This window comes from Saccharopolyspora spinosa NRRL 18395, from assembly GCF_000194155.1.
Taxonomy (GTDB): Bacteria; Actinomycetota; Actinomycetes; order Mycobacteriales; family Pseudonocardiaceae; genus Saccharopolyspora; species Saccharopolyspora spinosa.
Genome location: NZ_GL877878.1, coordinates 3,634,167 through 3,650,408 on the forward strand (window position 1 = coordinate 3,634,167; position 16,242 = coordinate 3,650,408).

The 16,242-nt window shown below is 69.7% G+C and carries 11 protein-coding genes and 1 pseudogene; 8 read left to right on the forward strand and 4 right to left on the reverse strand.

The window, feature by feature from the left end; all coding sequences use genetic code 11:
• The first annotated feature begins 62 nt into the window (after positions 1–62).
• The 7 genes from SSPN_RS59920 to SSPN_RS0118015 all read left to right on the forward strand — a co-directional run bounded on the left by SSPN_RS59920 (position 63) and on the right by SSPN_RS0118015 (position 7,358).
• The gene (locus SSPN_RS59920) at positions 63–320 is read left to right on the forward strand and encodes an ABC transporter ATP-binding protein C-terminal domain-containing protein (RefSeq protein ID WP_237710585.1); all 258 of its coding nucleotides are present in this window, start codon (positions 63–65) and stop codon (positions 318–320) included.
• Positions 310–1,104: an ABC transporter ATP-binding protein gene (locus SSPN_RS0117990; RefSeq protein ID WP_010696773.1), complete on the forward strand. Its 795-nt coding sequence runs from the start codon at positions 310–312 to the stop codon at positions 1,102–1,104. Before SSPN_RS59920 ends, SSPN_RS0117990 begins: the two co-directional genes overlap by 11 nt.
• Entirely contained in the window at positions 1,101–2,255 is a 1,155-nt protein-coding gene (locus SSPN_RS0117995; RefSeq protein ID WP_010696775.1) for a Gfo/Idh/MocA family protein, read from the forward strand. Before SSPN_RS0117990 ends, SSPN_RS0117995 begins: the two co-directional genes overlap by 4 nt.
• The gene (locus SSPN_RS0118000; protein ID WP_010696777.1) at positions 2,252–3,409 is read left to right on the forward strand and encodes a dihydrodipicolinate synthase family protein; all 1,158 of its coding nucleotides are present in this window, start codon (positions 2,252–2,254) and stop codon (positions 3,407–3,409) included. The genes SSPN_RS0117995 and SSPN_RS0118000 overlap by 4 nt, the downstream gene beginning before the upstream one ends.
• Positions 3,406–4,281 (forward strand): sugar phosphate isomerase/epimerase family protein, encoded by an 876-nt coding sequence (locus SSPN_RS0118005; protein ID WP_010696785.1) that lies wholly within the window; start codon positions 3,406–3,408, stop codon positions 4,279–4,281. The genes SSPN_RS0118000 and SSPN_RS0118005 overlap by 4 nt, the downstream gene beginning before the upstream one ends.
• Before the next feature lie 19 nt (positions 4,282–4,300).
• Positions 4,301–4,828, forward strand: coding sequence for a hypothetical protein (locus tag SSPN_RS44390; protein WP_187764564.1), 528 nt, complete (start codon positions 4,301–4,303; stop codon positions 4,826–4,828).
• Positions 4,829–5,057: 229 nt separating this feature from the next.
• A complete protein-coding gene (locus SSPN_RS0118015) occupies positions 5,058–7,358 on the forward strand; it encodes a PQQ-dependent sugar dehydrogenase (RefSeq protein ID WP_044574301.1) in 2,301 nt (766 codons plus the stop codon).
• Between the two features lie 901 nt (positions 7,359–8,259).
• On the opposite strand, the pseudogene SSPN_RS51280 reads toward SSPN_RS0118015, so the two are convergent.
• A pseudogene (locus SSPN_RS51280) lies at positions 8,260–8,496 on the reverse strand (hypothetical protein); the annotation flags it as partial.
• A gap of 171 nt (positions 8,497–8,667) precedes the next feature.
• On the opposite strand from SSPN_RS51280, the gene SSPN_RS0118020 reads away from it, so the two are divergent.
• On the forward strand, positions 8,668–9,354 hold the full coding sequence (locus SSPN_RS0118020; protein ID WP_010696791.1) for a DUF899 domain-containing protein: 687 nt from the start codon (positions 8,668–8,670) through the stop codon (positions 9,352–9,354).
• Positions 9,355–9,754: 400 nt separating this feature from the next.
• Here SSPN_RS0118020 and SSPN_RS0118025 read toward each other — a convergent pair whose 3' ends face one another.
• From SSPN_RS0118025 to SSPN_RS61680, 3 genes are all read right to left on the reverse strand, one after another.
• Positions 9,755–9,961, reverse strand: a complete 207-nt coding sequence (locus SSPN_RS0118025) for a cytochrome p450-like enzyme (protein WP_010696794.1) — start codon at positions 9,959–9,961, stop codon at positions 9,755–9,757.
• Positions 9,962–10,096: 135 nt separating this feature from the next.
• Positions 10,097–15,601, reverse strand: coding sequence for an ATP-binding protein (locus SSPN_RS0118030; protein WP_010696795.1), 5,505 nt, complete (start codon positions 15,599–15,601; stop codon positions 10,097–10,099).
• 309 nt (positions 15,602–15,910) lie between these two features.
• Positions 15,911–16,039, reverse strand: coding sequence for a hypothetical protein (locus SSPN_RS61680; RefSeq protein ID WP_272941742.1), 129 nt, complete (start codon positions 16,037–16,039; stop codon positions 15,911–15,913).
• Positions 16,040–16,242: the final 203 nt, after the last annotated feature.

Here is a 16,242-nt window from a genome sequence, read left to right on the forward strand (position 1 = left end):
CGTGCAGGGCCCGCGACCTGTCCTACGGCCAGCAGAAACTCCTCGAACTCGCCGGGGTGCTGATGGCCGATCCCGAGACGGTCCTGCTCGACGAGCCGGCGGGCGGGGTGAACCCGGCGCTGATCGAGCGGATCGGGGAACTGGTGCGCGCGCTCAACGCCGAGGGCCGGACCTTCCTGATCGTGGAGCACAACATGGACCTGGTGATGAGCCTGTCGGACCACGTGGTCGTCTTCGACCGCGGGCGGCCGATCGCCGCGGGCACGCCCGACGAGGTCCGCAACGACCCGCGAGTCCTGGAGGCCTACCTTGGGATCTGAGCAGCGGGGTTCGGGCGAACACCTGCTCGAACTCGTCGACGTCGAGGCCGGGTACGGGCGCGCGGCGCTGGTGCTGCGCGGGCTGACGGTGCGGGTGCCGCCGGCCAGCGTGGTCTGCCTCGTGGGGCCCAACGGCGCCGGGAAGTCCACGGTGCTCAAGGTCGCCAGCGGCATGCTCGCACCGCGATCCGGCCGGATTCTGGTGTCCGGGAAGGACGTCACGAGCCGCCGACCGCAGCAGATGCTCGAAGCCGGACTGTCCCACGTCCTCCAGGGGCACAGCGTGTTCAAGGAGATGACGGTCGAGGAGAACGTGCTGCTCGGCGCTTACACACTGCGGGACAGGTCCGAGATCGCCGACCGCGTGGCCTTCGTCCAGGACCTCTTCCCGGTCGTCGCCGAGCGGTGGAACGCGCTGGCCGGGGCGCTTTCCGGCGGCCAGCAGAAGCAGGTGGAGTTCGCCCGGTCCCTGATGGTCAGCCCGAAGGTCGTGCTGCTCGACGAACCGTCGATGGGCCTGGACCCCAAAGCGACCGAGACCGTGTTCACCCAGGTGGCGCGGATGCGCGACGCGGGGACGGCGGTGCTGCTGGTGGAGCAGAACGCCCGCCGCGCTTTGGCGGTCGCCGACCTGGGCTGCGTGCTCGACCTCGGCCGGGTGCACCTCTCCGGCCCGGCATCCGACCTGCTCGCCGACCCGCAACTCGGCGAGCTCTACCTCGGCAACCGACGCTCCAGCACCACATCGTCGAAGACGTTGAAGACAGGAAGGCCGCGAGCATGACCGATCGCACCTACCGCATCCTGATGAACGGCGTCACCGGCCGGATGGGCTACCGCCAGCACCTGCTGCGCTCGGTCCTGGCGATCCGCGACGACGGCGGCGTGCCGCTCGCCGACGGCAGCCGCATCCAGGTCGAGCCGGTCCTAGTCGGCCGCAACGCCGAGAAGCTGGCCCGCATCACCGCTGACCACGACATCGCCGAGTGGAGCACCGATCTCGACGCGCTGCTGGCCGAGGACGCTGCGGAGATCTACTTCGACACCCAGGTCACCAGCGAGCGCCGCAAGGCGGTGCTGAAGGCCGTGGCCGCAGGTAAGCACGTCTACACCGAGAAGCCCGTGGCCGAGACCGTGGCCGAAGGCGAGGAGCTGGTGAAGGCGGCCGAAGACGCCGGGGTCGTCAACGGCGTCGTGCACGACAAGATCTTCCTGCCGGGCTTGCAGAAGCTAAAACGGCTGGTGGACGCGGGATTCTTCGGCCGGATCCTGTCCGTGCGCGGGGAATTCGGCTACTGGGTCTTCGAGGGCGACCTGCTGCCCGCCCAGCGGCCGAGCTGGAACTACCGTGCCGAGGACGGCGGCGGCGTGGTGCTGGACATGTTCTGCCACTGGAACTACGTGCTGGAGAACATCTTCGGCCGGGTCCGCGCGGTCACCGCGAAGGCCGTCACACACATCCCGGAGCGCTGGGACGAGGACGGGCAGCACTACCACGCCACCGCCGACGACGCGGCTTACGCGATCTTCGAGCTCGACGGCGGGGTCATCGCGCAGATCAACTCGTCGTGGGCGGTGCGGGTGGAACGCAAGGAGCTGCTGGAGTTCCAGGTCGACGGCACGCACGGTTCGGCGGTCGCGGGCCTGTTCGGCTGCCGGGTCCAGCCGCGAGTGCGCACCCCGCGGCCGTCGTGGAACCCGGACCTGCCCACCACCGAGGACTTCCGCGGCCAATGGGACGAGATCCCCGACAACGCGGTGTTCCGCAACGGTTTCCGCGCGCAGTGGGAACGCTTCCTGCTGGACGTGCACCACGGCGGGCCGCACCCGTACGACCTGGCGGCCGGAGTGCGCGGCCTCCGGCTCGCCCACGCCGGGCTCACCTCGTCGGCAGAGGGCCGCCGCATCGAGCTGCCCACCGGCGGCGCGGCATGAGCGCGATCGAACTGCCCACCGACCACGGCACCTGGGCGGAGGTCGTGCTGCGCGAACCCAGGCGGTGGAAGGAACATCCACAGCCGTACGGTTCGCGGGTCGCGTTCGCCGCCGCACACGTGGTCGCCGATCCGCTCGGCGACAACACCCCGGGGGCGCCCGCGGCAGTGGACTGGGAGTCCACATTGGCCTTCCGCCGGGAGCTGTTCCGCTACGGGCTCGGAGTGGCGGAGGCGATGGACACCGCGCAACGCAACATGGGCCTGGACTGGCCCGCGGTGCGGGAACTCGTCCGCCGCAGCGCCGAACAGGCCCGCTCGTTCGGCGCCCGGATCGCCGCCGGGGCGGGCACCGACCACCGGGCCGGGGCCACCACCCTCGACGAGGTCGTCGCGGCCTACGAGGAGCAGGTCGGATTCGTGGAGTGGACCGGCTCGCAGGTGATCGTGATGGCCTCCCGCCAGCTGGCCGCCATCGCCAGCGGCACCGACGACTACCGGCGGGTGTACGACGCGGTGCTCGGGCAGGTCACCGAGCCGGTGATCCTGCACTGGCTCGGTGAGGTTTTCGACCCGCACCTGGCCGGCTACTGGGGATCGACCGACCGGACCACCGCCACCGAGGCCTTCCTCGATCTGGTCCGCGACCACGCCGCGAAGGTCGACGGCGTGAAGGTGTCCCTGCTGTCGGCCGAGCACGAGCGTGGTCTGCGCGCCGCACTACCAGCCGGCGTGCGGCTCTACACCGGTGACGACTTCAACTACCCGGAGCTGATCCGCGGCGACTCGCAACACCACTCGGACGCGTTGCTCGGCGCGTTCGCCGCGATCGCTCCGGCCGCGTCGGCGGCGCTGGCCGCGCTCGACGACGGCGATCTCGCGACCTACGACGCGGAAATGGCTGCGACGCTCCGGCTGTCGCGGCACGTGTTCAGCGCGCCGACCTTCTACTACAAGACCGGGATCGCCTTTTTGGCCTGGCTGAACGGCCACCAGCCGGGCTTCACGATGCTCGGCGGGTTGCAGTCCGCGCGCAGCATCGTGCACCTAGCGCGGATCTTCACGCTGGCCAACGATGCGCAGCTGCTGGTCGACCCGGAGTTCGCCGCGCACCGGATGCAGTTGTGGCTCGAAGCGGCGGGGGCCGCTGCATGAGCGCGCGCGACGTGCCGATGAGCGCACCGGCCCGGATGCCGACTCCGCAGCCCGGTGACCCGCGGCTGGCCCGGCTTTCGCTGAACCAGCGCACGGCCGCCAACTGGTCGCTGCGCGAAGCGGTGGAGGGCTGCGTGACCGCCGGGCTCGGCTCCATCGGGGTCTGGCGCGAACGGGTTGCGGAGGTCGGGTTGGAGGTGGCCGCGCGGATGGTCCGCGATGCCGGACTGCGGGTTTCCTCGCTGTGCCGCGGGGGTTTCTTCACCGCCGGCGATCCGATCGGCGACAACGTCACCGCCCTCGACGAGGCCGCAGCTCTCGGCTGCGACGCGCTGGTGCTCGTGCCCGGCGGGCTGCCTCCGGGCGACCGCGATCTCACCGGTGCCCGGCAGCGCGTGGCCGATGCCGTCGCCGCGCTGGTCCCGCACGCACGCGAACGCGGGGTGCGGCTGGGCATCGAGCCGATGCACCCGATCTTCGCCGCCGACCGCGGGGTCATTTCGACCCTCGCCCAGGCCCTGGACATCGCCGAGCGGCACCCGCCGGACGTGGTCGGCGTCGTGGTCGACACGTTCCACGTGTGGTGGGAGCCGGGCGTGCTGGAGCAGATCGCGCGCGCCGGGCAGCGGATCGTCAGTTACCAGATCTGCGACTGGATCACCCCGCTACCCGCGGACACGCTGCTCAGCCGTGGGATGGTGGGCGACGGCCACATCGACTTCGCAGCGCTCACGCGCGCGGTTTCCGCTGCCGGGTACCGCGGGGACGTCGAGGTCGAGATCTTCAACGCCGACGTCTGGGCCGCCGCCGGCTCCGACATTGTCGCCACCCTGACCCGCCGGTACGTCGAGTTCGTGGAGCCGCACCTCTAGCCACCAGCAGGAAGTCCACATGAGACGAACAACATTGCGCACCGGGTCGGTCGCCGGGCTGTGCGCAACGGCCATCCCGACCGCGTCCGCCGCTGCGGGGTTCGTGGTGGTCCGGCCTCCCGCCACGGACCGGCACTGGGCCCCGCTGACGCCCGAGAAGTGGGAATTCACCGCCGGACAGGTGCTCATGACCGATCGCGGGGTGCCGCCGGAAGGCCCATGCCGCCCGTTCCAGTACGCCATCGTCCGAAAAGGACCGGAGTCCGGCTCGCTGAGCCTGACCGGCGAGATCCGCATCGACGAACCGGTGACCCGCAACGGCCGAGATGTCGTGCTGATCTTCAACTTCCAGTCCCGCACCCGCTTCTACTACGCGCACCTGTCGCAGGACAACACGATCTACCCGCACCACGGGATCTTCGTCGTCGACGACGCCGACCGGGGTCCGCATCGACGACCAGTGGGACGGCACCACCGGCGCCCCACCCACCATCGGCGACACCGACTGGCAAGACGTCCACCGCGACTACCCCGCCGCGACGGGTGAGATCGCGGTGTACGTGGACGGCGCCGACGATCAGCTGATGACCGCGACCGCCTTCTCCGGGGGCCGGGTCGGTTTCGGCTCGTTCGACGACTACGGGCGCGTTCGCGGCGGCACCGTATCGGCGCTCCGTCCTCCTGACAGCGGTTTCGGAATTTTCTCCCGCAGTCCGCCGCTTTCCACCGGTGGCCCGGGATGCATGACCAACCCACAACGGCGAGGGAGTCCTACCATGCGCGTGCGCAGATCTTGGTGCGCCGCGATCACCGCAGTGGTGGCCGCAGCGACCCTGATAGCACCACCGGCGGCCGGTGCCGCCGACGAACCGATCATCGATCCGATCCCCGAAGAGCCGCAGCAGTCCCGGCTCGGCCTGGTGCTCCAGGAAGTCGCGCAACTGCCCGCGTCCGAGGCGACGCCACCCACAACCGACCCGCGGTTGATCCGGCACAACCGGATCAACTACATCGGCGAGGTGCCGGACGGCTCCGGACGGATGTTCGTGCCCGACCTCAACGGCCCGCTGTACCTGCTGGACGGCGGACAGCAGCACGTGTACCTGGACTTCAAGGCGCGCTTCGAGCACTTTTTCTCCGGGCTCGGGATGGGCAGCGGCTTCGGTTTCGTCGCCTTCCACCCCGACTTCGTCCGCAACGGCAAGTTCTACACGGTGCACAGCGAGGACAAGGCGGCCATCGACTCCGAGGAGCCGACCTATCCGAACCAGCCGAACGCGTCCGTGCAGAGCGTGGTGACCGAGTGGACCGCCGACGATCCGGCCGCCGACAGGTTCACCGGTTCCCAGCGGGAGATCTTCCGCTTCGGGTTCACCACCCAGCTCCACGCCATCCAGCAGATCGACTTCAACCCCACCGCCAAGCCGGGCGACGCCGACTACGGCCTGCTGTACCTGGGAGTCGGTGACGGCGGCATCGGGCTGAACTCCAACGTGCCTCAGGACATGCGCACCCCGGCGGGCAAGATCCTGCGGATCGACCCGGCGGGCACGGACGCACCCAACGGCCAGTACGGCATTCCGGCGTCGAACCCGTTCGTCGGCACACCCGGCGCGCTGGGCGAGATCTACGCCGTCGGCATGCGCGACCCGCACCGGTTCAGCTGGGATCCCGGGGGGAAGCACGCGATGTACCTCGGCCACATCGGCCAGCATGCGATCGAAGCGGTGTACGAGGTCCGCGCCGGGGACAACTTCGGGTGGAGCAAGCGCGAGGGCGACTTCACCTTCCGCCCGGAGAACCAGTGCTACCTGTACCCGCTGCCGGCGGACGACGAGAAGTACGGCTACGTCTACCCGGTGGCCGCCTACGACCACGATCCGCCGCAGGGCTGGCCGTGCAACTCCGACAGCGGCCACGCGATCTCCGGCGGCCAGGTGTACCGGGGGACGCATTTTCCGCTGCTGCGCGGCAAGTACGTCTTCGGCGACCTGGTGGACGGCCGCGTTTTCTACACCGACGTCAACCGGATGAAGCGCGGCGCGGAGCGCGCGCCCCTGCACGAGTTGCAGCTGTTCGACACCACGGGCAAGCAGATGCGGATGACGGACTTCGCCGGGGACGGTCGGGTGGACCTCCGCTTCGGCACCGATTCGCAGCGCAACCTGTACCTGCTCGCCAAAGCCAACGGCAAGATCTGGAAGGTGGCCGGAACGCGGATGGCCCCCCGCTCGGAGGTCACCGCGCAGGTGCAGCGGAACCTGGTCGCCTACTACGACTTCGAGCGGCCCTTCGCCGCCGACGATTCCCGCGAGCTCGGGCGCGGCTCGTCGCGCACCCTGCTGAGCCTGCTGGGCGGCGGTGCGGACATGCGGGTAGCCGACGGCGCGTTCCCTGGCAGCAACAACGCCCTCCAAGTCCAGCAGGTCAACCCCGAAGTGGCCGGCAACGACGACTGGAAGGCCGGTGTCTGGGACGGCAAGGGCGTTGCGTCGCTCAGCGCGTTCAACGGCACCGAGGGCGCGACCGTGATGGGCTGGTTCAAGATGGCCGGCGAGAACCCCAGCCCCAACTCGAACACACCGGACCCGGGCGACCGGTACAACTCAGTCGGTCTGGCCGGGATCCTCAGTGGCAACTCCGACGGCCACGACGTCCGGGCGCTGCTGGAGCTGGTCCAGGTCGACGGTGAGCTGCGGCTGGTGGGGCTGGGCCGCCGCATCGACGGGGGCAGCTCCCAGACGTTCGCCGCCCAGCAGGACTGGCGCGAGATACTCCCGCCCGGCGAATGGGTGCATCTGGCGGCGACGTTCGACTACACGACCGGCGAAATCGCCCTCTACCGCAACGGCCAGCCACTCCCGGGCTTCTACACCGTCCCGGGCGACCCGTGGCAGCTCGACGGGTCTGGTACGACGAAGACGAACCCGCGAGGAATCAAGATCGGCGGCAGCTTCCCGCAGAAGACGGCGGAGCGAAACCCGTGCAACTGCCGGATGGACTCGCTGATGTTCCTGAACACGGCGGCAGAACCAGCAACGATCACCCACCAATACCGCCGCTTCTTCCAACGCTGAAGGCCCAACGCGGGGCGCGGCCAACCCGCGCCCCGCACCAACCTGGATCGGGGGCCGCTCGCCGCGGCCATGCGCTCAACCCGCAAGGTCAAGTTTGGTGACCTGAGATTCCATTCCCTGATACTGATTCTCCACACGACCAAGAATCCTGAGGATCGAACCGTTGTTACCCGTGGTCGGGCGGCGGTTTCGTAATCTCGGGCGCAAGCGACCGGACGACGAACGCAGGGCGTCGTGCGGGATCTTGCTCGTGCTGCGCATGCAGGCATGCGGTGGGAATTTCTGCCGCAGGAACCCGGATACGGCTCGGGCATGACCTGCCGGCGGCTGGGCCCGAGCCGGGGTGTGGCGACGGCTGCACGAGGTGCCGCCGGCCGAGTTGAACTCGGCGTTCGCCGACTGTCGCTTCGTCGTCCAACTGCATGCCTATCAGGGTACGGTGTGTCCGATCGGGCTCCCCAACAAAACGTTGGGGTTCATCGAGCTTTCGCCCTCTAGCTTTTGGCCAGGGCGGTCCCCGCCGTTGGAAGCCCCCCGACATCAACGGGGACCGCTCCACCAACACCAAGCGGTGCGGAAGGAAAACGGGCGTGGAAGCGAGAAGTTCAGCGGGCAGTACGCAACTGTTTGCGGACCAAGCGGAACCGTCCGGTGCCGTCCGGGATGTATGGACTGATCATCTCGGGACCGTCCACGAGCGGAAGCCTGGCACGAAGCAAACGAGGTGTGGGCTCGTCACGGGCGTTAATTCCAACCGGCTGCTCTCCGCCCGACCTTGCGAGGTATGCGTGAGCGAGACACTCGCCGAGTACGCCCGCAACCACGACTACCGAGCGAGCGGTTGCGGCCTCTCGTGCACACCGGAGTTCGTCCTGGGCTTTCACAACCAATCAGGTTGATCTCAGACTCGGCCCGGTTCGTATGTGTGCTGCGCCCCGACACGCGGCGCACTTCTCCCCGGTTGGAACCGGGCCGTCGCGGCCTGTTGGCGATTTGTTTGGGGCCTTCCCGACTTGCCAACCGGCTGCTCCCACCACAACATGTCCTCGGGTGCCCAGCCGTTGCATCCCGCGCGGGCCCAGTTCGCGATGTCCTCCACCGGCGGCCGGATAGCGACCTGCCCGTTGATCGCCGAACCGCCGCCGACCCCGCCCCTGGCGACACCGCAGGAGCACGGTCAAGGCCGCCTCGATACAGCCGGCGCGTGAGCTGTATCCGCATTTCAGAAGTCAGGACCGATGAGTTCGGCAACCGGGCCAGGTCTATACCTGCGAACCCGCAAGCGGTGAGCGTGATCAAGGAGGGAACCATGAGCCCCAAAGCACTACCTCCCGTCGTCGATTCAGACACCTGGCAGCGCCAACTCGATGCGTTGCGCGCCCGGGAGAAGGCCGCGACCCGAGAGCTCGATGCGATCGCCGCCCAGCGCCGCCGCATGCCGATGGTCGAGATGCCCGACTACACCCTCGAGGGTGAAGAGGGACCGGTCCGGCTGGCGGACCTCTTCGGCGGCATGTCGCAGCTGATCGTCTACAACCACATGTGGTCCCCCGGGAAGCAGTGGCAGTGCCCCGGCTGCACCGGGTTCACCTCGCAGTTCACCCGGTTGGAGTTCCTGGAGAACTGGGACGCCCGGTTCGTCATCGTCACCCAAGGACCGATCGACGAGGCGCTCGCGTACAAGCGGCGGGTCGGGAACAGGATGGCCTGGTACTCCACCGCGAACAGTCCATTCGGCACGGATGTCGGCGCACCTCCCGATGGAGGATTCGCCGTCAACGTGTTCCTGCGCGACGGCGACACCGTTTATCGCACCTGGCACACCAACGGCCGCGGCACCGAGCAGATCAGCCACAGCTTCGCGCTGGTCGATCTGCTGCCGTACGGGCGGCAGGAGGAGTGGCAGGACTCGCCCGAGGGCTGGCCGCAAGGCCCCACCTACAGCCGGTGGGCCAGCTCCGAAGACATCGCCGCGCACTACGGCCAGGATGATTGACGGGGTGGTTCAGGTGCTTATCGATCTTGCCCGGGACGGCCGGCGAGCATGCCGGGCCCGGACGACCGACCTCGGGCGGGGCACCACGGGTCCGGCGCGGCGCAGATCGGGCACTCGGGTGGTCAGGCAGCGGAACGCGACCTCCCCATCGATCCACGCCAGCGGGGCACCGAGGCAGCAGTGGCCGCCCGAGGAGAATGCAGGTCTCGCCCTGGACCTCCCGGCGATGTCGAAGCGATCGGGATCCTCCTGCTTCGCAGGGCCCCGGCCGAGGCCAGCAGCACCGGCATGTCCTTGCGCGGCTGACGGCCGGCGAGCTCGAGCATCTGCACCGACGGGTTCCAACGCGGCGCCTCCCTGCGCTGCTCGATGAGCCTGGCGAATATCGAGTCCAGCTCGTTCAGGAATTCCCGCATCTGCCGGAGCCGCTTGGTCGAGCGGGTCCGTCCAACGACCCGGACACCACCAGGCCGTGGTGCCCAAGCCGGTCGGCGTCCACTTGGGACAGGCCGAGCAAGTCGCAGATCACCCGGATCGGCAGCAGGCTGGCGCAGTCGCGGACCAGGTCGAAGCTGCCGCGCTCGATCCGCTGCCGGTACTTCGCCATGCTGCGCAATTTCCATTGAAATCGAACCTTCGATTTCAATGGAAATTGCGGCGTTGTGAAGGGGTGGTGCGCGCGGCGCCGCTACCGGTCGTGAGTGCGAAAGCCCTAAGAACCGGCTTTCGCACTCACGATTCGTTACGCGCGGCGCATTCCGCGCTCGATGGCATCGATGATCCGCGGGCGCAGTTCGTCGGCGCGGACGATCGCGTCGACCGAGCCGACCTCGACGGCCCGCTGGATGCTGTGCACCCGGTCGAACTCCGCCGCCACCTCGCTGAGCTTCTCCGCGCGCACAGCCGCCCGGACATCGGCCAGCTTCAGGTTCAGCGTCGCCCGCTCGGTGCCGTCGGCCTCGGCGACGAGCTCTTCGAGCTCGCGCACCGCGGGGTCGTTCGCCGTCCGCGCGTTGACCTCGCCCGCGAAGACCACTGCGGCCGCCGGCGCGCCGCCGATCACCGAGGCGAAAGAACCCTCCACTGCGAGCACCGTCATGTTCGGGTTCAGCGCCTTGGAGAACACCACGAAGGCGCCGCCGTGGTACCGGGAGATCACGCAGAACACGATCGGGCCACGGAAGTTCACGATGGCCCGGCCGATTTCGGCGCCGTACTCCAACTGCAGCTTCCGCATCGACTCCGGCGAGCCGTCGAACCCGGACAGGTTCGCCAGCACCACGAGCGGCCGGTTCCCGCTCGCCGCGTTGATCGCCCGCGCCGCCTTCTTCGACGAGCGCGGGAACAACGTGCCGGCGGTGTAGGAGTCCGGCCCGTCGGTGGGCGGGAAACCACGGCGTGCCACCGGCTGAGATTCGATCCCGAGCAGGCACACCGGCCAGCCGCCGAGGTGCGCGTCCTGCACGACCGCGGTGTCCGCGTCGGCCATCCCGGCCCAGCGCTCCAGAACGAGGTGGTCCTGGTCGGCGACCGCCCGCAGCACCGTGCGGATGTCGAAGGACTTCTTGCGGTCCGGGTTGCTCGCCGCGGCGAAGATCTCGCCCACCGTGGCGAAGTCGCTGCCCGCCAACGTGTGCGGGAAGCCGGAGATGTCTCGGTCGTGCGGGTCGGTGGTGCCGGCCCGCCGCGGCGCGGCCTCGCCAGGGACGACGTAGGTGTGGTCGTAGTGCGCCATCAGCACATCGCGCGCGGCACCCAGGTTCGGTGCCCAGTACTGGGCCTGGCCGTTCGGTCCCATCACCCGGTCGTAGCCGCCGATGCCGAAGTTGTCCTCGGCCGACACTCCACCAGAGAAGTCCAGCGACTGCTTGCCGGTCAGCACCATCGCCGAATCCGGCGTCATCACCAGGATTCCCTTGGTGTGCATGAGCATCGTGGCCTCGGCGTTCCAGTACGGCTGGGCGCCGACGTTGATCCCCGCCACCACGATGTTGATCTCGCCGCCGTCCTGGGTGAACTGGACGATCCGCTTGAGCGCGGCGGCCACCCAGTCCATGTTCTCCGTGCCGGAGTCCATCGAGATCCGGGCACCCGCCGACAGCGCGAACCACTCCAGCGGCACCTGCAGCCGTTCGGCCAGGTCCAGGGCGGCGATCACGCGCGAGCACTCCGGTTCCGACAGCGCGCCGAGCGCCTTGGTCGGATCTCCCAGCAGTACCACCCGGGTCACGCCCTCGGGATGACGTTCGGTCGGCGTGCTGACGACACCGGCGACGATGGCCGCCGAGTTCTGGCCCTTCGGGCGGTCCACCGGCACCAGCACGCCGGTCTCGTCAAGGTCGTGCTCGACGAACGTGCCGTCGGACCCGGCGAGCATGCCGGTCAGCTCGTACGGGTAGGCGGTGCCGCGCTTGGCGGCGCGCAGCACCTTCTGGCGGTAGCTGTCCAGCGGCTCGATCGGTTCGGTCGGCGGCTCGATGACGGACAGCTGCATCCCGGTGCTGGCGTCGTAGCCGATCCGCACGGCGAATTCGCTGAGCTCGCCGGTCTCCCGGTCGCGCCGGCGCCCGAGGAACAGCACTTCCTCCAGCCCGGCACCTGCGGTAGTGGGCAGCACCCGTTGCGCGACGGTGTTCAGCTCGTCCGTGGACAGCTCGCTCGGCGGCCACACGTAGATGGTGATCCGGTTGGTGCCGGACCGGTTGTTGCCGTTGTTCGCACCGGGCTTCGCCTGCGCCTTGCGGACCGCGTCGAGGCACGCGGTGAGCACGCCTTCCGCGGCGGGCAGCGCGACGAGCCGGCCGGCGTCGTCCCGGAGCGGCGTCAGGTCCCGCACCTGGGCCAGCGCCACGAACCGCTCGTCGGAGGGGTTGTTCGGCGCCACGCAACGGAAGAGGTAGACCTCCTCGTCGGCCGAAGGCAGGCGGGTGAGGTCGAATTCGCCCAGCCGCTCCAACTGCATCCGCTCGGCGATGAGCGGATGCAGCCCGCGGATCAGGCGTTCCTCGGCGAAGCCGGTCGGCGACGGGCGGAACGTGAAGTGGTGGTGCATCACCGCGCCGCTGCGGCCAGCCACGGTGGTGGTGATGCGGCTGACCTGGCTCGGCAGCGGTTGGGCCGCGAGCACCTCGGCCAGCTCTGCCGCCATCGCGTCGGTGTCTTCGGGCTGATCGGCCCAGACGAGGTAGATGTCGGCGACGAGATCGCCTTCCAGCGCCAGTTCGCCCAATGCCCGCGCGGCATCGGGCAGGGCTGCGAAGTCGACCGCGGTGGCCACCACGCGCAGGTGCGCGCTCCGGTGCCCGGCGCTGACGAACGTGCAGCCCGCGACCCGCGTCGTGCGGACGTCTTCGAGTTCCCGGTTGCCGTAGTAGCGGCGGGTGAGCACCTCCAGCAGCGGCGCCGGGTCGGTGCCCTCGCGGCCGATGCGTTGCCCGACCAGCCGGACCAGCGGTTCGGCGCTGGTGATCATGGCGGAGATCCGCCCCGCCCGGTCCGGTGCGTCCGGGTGCTCGTCGAGGTAGCGCAGGTGCTTGCGCACACCCGCGTAGACCTCCGCGCGGCTGCGCCGCAGCATGGGCTGGGCGAACCAGCGGAAGACCACGGTGCGGGCCAGGTCGGAGACGGCGGGGAACCGGAGCTGGGTGGCCGCGACCAGGTGTTCCAGCGCCAGTCCCGCAGCTTGGCGAGCCGCCCCGGACGGGGGTGCCTCGGCGAGCCAGTGCCGCAGCAGGGCGGTCACCACCGCCGCGTCCGTCGTGGCGCGCTGCTGGGCGAGGAAGATCCGGAAGACCGCCTCTTCCAGCTCCGGCGTCCGGTCCAGCTCCTGGACCCCGTAATGACCGAGCACCCGGACGAGGCGCTGCTGGAACGTCTCGGAGAGCCCGGCCCGCTCGACGTCCAGGCTCTGCAGGTAGGTGTGGAAGTACTCGCGGGGGCTGTGCACCCGCGAGTCCGCCTTCGTCTCCTCCCCGACCGGCCGGTTGCGGCTCAGCTCGGAGAGGTCGGCGAACACCGCCAGCAGTTCGATCTCCTCGGCGAGCGGGCGCTGCCCGGCCTCGACGAGTTCCGCCCGGGCGGTCAGGTAGTCCGTCAGCACCCGGCGCTCGTCGTGCGGGTCCACGTCGAACCCGAGCAGCAGGCTGCGCAGATCCTGCTGGCCGCGGGTCGCCCGCTGCTGCGCGCTGAGACCATCCGGCCCCGGGGGCAGGACGATGTCGGCGGCGGCTTCTCCGGTGGGCTGCTCGGAGGCGGCCTCGTCCTGGTCGCCGAGCGGTTCCAGCCGCAGCAGCGGCGCGCCGGTCTCGACCTGGCTGCCCGCCCGCACCATGCATTCCCGAACCTTCGCGCGGAACGGCGCGCGCACGACGGTCTCCATCTTCATGCTCTCCAGCACGATCACCGGAGCACCGGCTTCGACCTCGGCGCCGACCTCCAGCGGGGTGGCGACCACCAAGGCAGGAGCCGGTGCGCGCAGCACACCGCCCTCGTCCCGGCTGACCCGGTGGGCGACGCCGTCGACCTCTACCAGGTGCACGGGGCCGTGGGTGTCGGTGACCAGCCGGAACCGCTGCCCGTTGACCGCGATCTGCCCGGCGTGCGAGTCGAACCGCTCGACCTCGACGTCCGCGGGGTGGGCGTCGACACCGTTTGCGGTGGCGATGCCGACCCGGAACCGCTGGTGACCTACGCGCGCGACCTGCACCCGGTAACTGGCGCCCCGCAGCTTGAGTTCCAGCGGTCGGCCGCTCTCGTGGCGCGCCTGGGGCCGGCCGCCGTGCGCGGCGGCCAGGAACCGCTGCCGTTCGGCGAGTTCGGCGTCTTCGTAGTCCTTGATGGCGGCCGCGGCCAGCGCGATCGCGGAGTGCCGGTGCGCCTGGAGCTCGCCCTGCGCACGCACCCGGTCGATCCACCCGGTGTCGGCGGTGGCCTCGATCACCTCGGGCCGGTCGAGCAGGTCGAGCACGAAGCTCTTGTTCGTCGCGCCACCGGAGACGATGACCGTGGTCTGCGCCATCGCCCGGCGCAGCCGGGCCAGCGCCTCGTCGCGGTCCCGGCCGAACGCGATGATCTTGGCGATCATCGAGTCGAAGTCGGCGGGAATGGTGTCGCCCTCGCTGACCCCGGTGTCCACGCGGATGCCGGGACCGGCCGGGAAGTCGAGGCGGACGATCTTGCCCGGGGACGGGGCGAAGTCGCGGTCCGGGTCTTCGGCGTTCAGCCGGGCCTCGACGGCGTGCCCGCTCTCCGCGGGCGGCTCGCCCGCCAGCTTGCCGCCGCCCGCCACGTGCAGCTGGGCCTTGACCAGGTCGACGCCGGTGGTGGCCTCGGTGATCGGATGCTCCACCTGGAGGCGGGTGTTGACCTCCAGGAAAGCGAACAGCCGCTCGCCGGGGTGGTAGAGGAACTCCACGGTCCCCGCGCCCCGGTAGCCCACGGCGAGGGCGAGCCGCTCGGCGGCGGCCTTGAGCTCCCCGCTCTGCTCGGCGCTGAGCACCGGGGAGGCCGATTCCTCGATGACCTTCTGGTTGCGCCGCTGGATCGAGCAGTCCCGCACCCCCAGCGCCCACGCGGTGCCCTGCCCGTCGGCGATCACCTGGACCTCGACGTGCCGGGCGCCGGTGACCAGCCTTTCGAGGAAAACCGCGCCGCTGCCGAAGGCGCGCTCGGCCTCCATCCGGGTGCGCTCGTAGGCGTCGACCAGTTCCTGCTCGTCGTTGATCACCCGGATGCCGCGGCCGCCACCACCGGCGGTCGCCTTCAGCATCAGCGGGTAGCCGATCTCGTTCGCGCTGCGGATCGCCGCGTCCAGGTCAGCGACCTCGCTGCGGCTCCACGGCGCCACCGGGACGCCGACCTCCTCGGCGATCAGCTTCGCGCCGATCTTGTCGCCGAGCTTGCGCATCGCGTCAGGGCTCGGCCCGATGAAGGTCACGCCCAGCTTCTCGCAGAGCTCGGCGAACGCCGGGTCCTCGGCGACGAACCCCCAACCGACCCAAGCCGCGTCGGCCCCGGTTTCGGTCAGCGCCCGTTCCAGGACGCCGAGGTCCAGGTAGGGGCGCGCGTGCGCCGGGCCGAGGTCGTAGCTCAGATCGGCCTCACGCACGAAGGCGGCCGTGCGGTCGGCGTCGGTATAGAGGGCCACGGTCTCGATCCGGGACCTGGTTTCCGCCGCGACCTCCCGCACGGCATGGATCAGCCGCATCGCAGCTTCCCCGCGATTGACGATCGCAACACGACTGAACACCGAGCAGACCTCCTGCAGCTTTCTCTCCTGGGGGCAACAACACCCCGCTAAGCACACCTTCCTGGCTACCGGTCGGTATGGATATGTCGCAACTACGGCGTGGTGCGCCCCCAAAATCGTCGGGCATCGCCAAATCGACCCGACCGGCGGCCCTCCCGACTGCCTCGATGCAGCAATTTCAGTGATCCATATCTCATCAGGCGGGCCGCGAGCGCGGCAGGCAGGGAAACGTCGGACTACCCGGTCCGCCGATCATCGACTCCGGCAGCCAGCCGCAGCGAACGCGCCAGCCGTGGCGTCTGCGGCCGATCATCGGGACACCCGGTCGCTGCACGCCGCCCGAGCAGCGCCGCCGGCCGAGTTCCGCCCCTTCGCCGACGTCTCGGCGAGGATGGCCGAACCGTCCAGTACGACTGCTTCGAGCACAACCGCGGTCACTTCCGCTTCCCCGCAGGACAACGCGGACCGCAGGTCTGTTCGCTCCGTGCGGCCAAGGCTGGTGACGGCAAGCTGGATCTGAAGCGAAGGCATTGGGGCACAGCAATTCGCTGATGACTGCGACCAGCACGGCAGCATCGTTGCGCGAATCCCGGAACGTCCTTTGTGGAGTCCTGCCGTTGCAGGACCACCTGCGGATTCGG

What these genes read in the sequence shown, in the direction of transcription:
- SSPN_RS44390 (WP_187764564.1), top strand. Translation starts at nt 4,301, where the DNA reads ATGAGACGAACAACATTGCGCACCGGGTCGGTCGCCGGGCTGTGCGCA.
- SSPN_RS59920 (WP_237710585.1), top strand. Translation starts at nt 63, where the DNA reads ATGGCCGATCCCGAGACGGTCCTGCTCGACGAGCCGGCGGGCGGGGTG.
- SSPN_RS0118000 (WP_010696777.1), top strand. Translation starts at nt 2,252, where the DNA reads ATGAGCGCGATCGAACTGCCCACCGACCACGGCACCTGGGCGGAGGTC.
- SSPN_RS0118005 (WP_010696785.1), top strand. Translation starts at nt 3,406, where the DNA reads ATGAGCGCGCGCGACGTGCCGATGAGCGCACCGGCCCGGATGCCGACT.
- SSPN_RS0118020 (WP_010696791.1), top strand. Translation starts at nt 8,668, where the DNA reads ATGAGCCCCAAAGCACTACCTCCCGTCGTCGATTCAGACACCTGGCAG.
- SSPN_RS0118015 (WP_044574301.1), top strand. Translation starts at nt 5,058, where the DNA reads ATGCGCGTGCGCAGATCTTGGTGCGCCGCGATCACCGCAGTGGTGGCC.
- SSPN_RS0118025 (WP_010696794.1), bottom strand. Translation starts at nt 9,961, where the DNA reads ATGGCGAAGTACCGGCAGCGGATCGAGCGCGGCAGCTTCGACCTGGTC.
- SSPN_RS0117995 (WP_010696775.1), top strand. Translation starts at nt 1,101, where the DNA reads ATGACCGATCGCACCTACCGCATCCTGATGAACGGCGTCACCGGCCGG.